Below are 2010 nucleotides of genomic sequence, written 5' to 3' on the forward strand. Positions count from 1 at the left end.
ACGTGGAGATTGCCTTTGATCCAACCCGCTCCCCCGAAGAGCAGCTGCGCGACCTTGTGTTTCGCTTTTGTCGCTGGGCCATCATCAATTCGGACATCGTGGCGATCAGCCAGCAAGAGGGAAGGGAGCCCAGCTGGCGTCTCGACTACCTGACCGACCGATTCACCCTGCCGTTCCAGCGCCGCCTGCAAAAGCTGCTGGAACAGGTTGCCTCCGGCACAAGTCTGCACCCGCTGGGCTCGTCTGCGCTGCTGGCGCTGCTGGTTCACGGCGTGGGCTCGTTCTTTGCGCTTGGCCCAATGCACGAACGCCTGCTGCCTGATGCGCCGCAGGAAGGCGCTAGCAGGCAGACTGACGAAGATCGCGCGGATACCATGGCTGAATTCCTACTGGCTGGGCTGTTCTCTGCCTGATCAGGCGCGGGGCGACGGTCGCCCGGTAGCCAATTAGAAGAACAAATCTGCGATCCGCTGGCGGTATATGGCCTCAGTGTCCTCCGCCATGCCGAATTGCGGCACGACGGGCGTGATGGAATCGGCAAAGGCGGCTCGTTCTATTACTTGCGTCTTCACGTCTTCAGCCGAGCCAAGCACGGTGATCGCGCTCACCATTTCATCGGGGCAGGCCTGCGCCATTGCGGCGAAATCCTGCTTTGCGAAAGCTTCCTGGATGGCCTTGGCTTCCTTGCCGAAGCCTATCCCCTCGAAATATCGCAGGTACTGGGGAGACTGGGTATAAAACGCCACATTGGCACGCGCATCAGCAATGGCCGCGTCGCGGTCGTCATTGATAACCGTAAAAATCATGAGGTTCAGATCGAACCCGGATCTTTCGCGGTTAGCCTTTTTCAACCCTGCGCCGAGGTGAGGGCCAACCTTTTCCTGGATCCATTGAGTGGTCCACAAGGGGTGACCCAGCAGCCCGTCTGCGATTTCGCCGGCCTGCTCGCACGCCTTTTCGAAGATCGCCGGAAGGTAGATGGGAACACTCGATCGACGCGCCGGACCGGTCAGCCGAAAGTGTGAGAGATCAAGCGTTGCATATTCGCCTTCCAGCGTCTGCAGTTCGCCGGTGTGCCCCTTGGCGATCACGGCGCGCACCTGTTCCACCACTTCGCGCATATGCGCCAGCGGCTTGCCATAGGGCATGCCAAAGCTGCCTTCGATCTGGCTCTGCGCGCTGGAGCCAAGGCCCAGCACCGCGCGGCCATCGCTAATGTGATCCAGATCGATCACGCTGCAGGCTGTTTCCAGCGGGCTACGGGTAAAGGCGAGAGTGATCCCGCTTCCCAACTTGATCCGACTGGTGACAGCCGCAGCGGCCGCAAGCGTGACTTGGGGAAGGCCGAATATCTGCGGCACCCAGACGCCTTCGATCCCGGCGGCTTCCCATTCCTGCACTAACGGCACAAGTTGCCGGGCTGGCAGGATTGGCAGCTGGGCCCAGACCTTCTTCCCGGCAAACATCAGCCAAAGCCTTTTGCGGTATCGAAATAGTCACGCCACGATACGATCTTGTCGCCGCCCATCTCGAACACGCCCATCAGCTTGAGAGAAATGATGAGCTTGCCATCTTTGTCGTGGAAATTGTCGGTCCGCTCGGTCAGCACGACGTTGCCGTTCGAAGCGACGTGGTGAACGATCACCTCGCCGCTTTCGATCGGGTACATATGCGCGAAACCGTCCATGAAAGCCTTGGCCTCAGCAAAGCCGGTGGTCTTGGAAATGCCGACATTTTCCCAAACCGTCTGGTCGGTAAAACGCTTCTCCATCGATGCCATCATGTTCGCCAGGGTGGGCTTCCACTCCTCGAAGAAGGCGAGGACTTCGGCTTGCGCGTCTGCCATGCTCAGTCCTCCTGGGCAATCGTGACGGTCACTCCGTCAAGCGCATCGGTCATTTTGATCTGGCAGGAAAGGCGGGAGGTCTCGTTGCGATGGTCCGAACTGTCCAGTAGGTCGCTTTCATCCTCGGTCATTTCGGGCAGCTTGTCAGCAAATGACGGGTCCAC

The 2010-nt window shown here is 59.5% G+C and carries 2 protein-coding genes and 2 pseudogenes; 1 reads left to right on the forward strand and 3 read right to left on the reverse strand.

Annotated elements, in window-relative coordinates:
- Nucleotides 1–413 (forward strand): annotated as a pseudogene (locus C0456_RS20205) (TetR/AcrR family transcriptional regulator); the annotation flags it as partial.
- Nucleotides 414–446: 33 nt separating this feature from the next.
- Here the strand turns inward: C0456_RS20205 and C0456_RS20210 are convergent.
- The 3 genes and pseudogenes from C0456_RS20210 to C0456_RS21025 all read right to left on the reverse strand — a co-directional run.
- Nucleotides 447–1466: an LLM class flavin-dependent oxidoreductase gene (locus C0456_RS20210; RefSeq protein ID WP_067399195.1), complete on the reverse strand. Its 1020-nt coding sequence runs from the start codon at nt 1464–1466 to the stop codon at nt 447–449.
- A complete protein-coding gene (locus tag C0456_RS20215) occupies nt 1466–1846 on the reverse strand; it encodes a limonene-1,2-epoxide hydrolase family protein (RefSeq protein WP_291056400.1) in 381 nt (126 codons plus the stop codon). Before C0456_RS20215 ends, C0456_RS20210 begins: the two co-directional genes overlap by 1 nt.
- 2 nt (nt 1847–1848) lie before the next feature.
- Nucleotides 1849–2010, reverse strand: a pseudogene (locus C0456_RS21025) (ferredoxin); the annotation flags it as partial.

The sequence above is a fragment of the Hyphomonas sp. genome, from assembly GCF_013823385.1.
GTDB lineage: Bacteria > Pseudomonadota > Alphaproteobacteria > Caulobacterales > Hyphomonadaceae > Hyphomonas.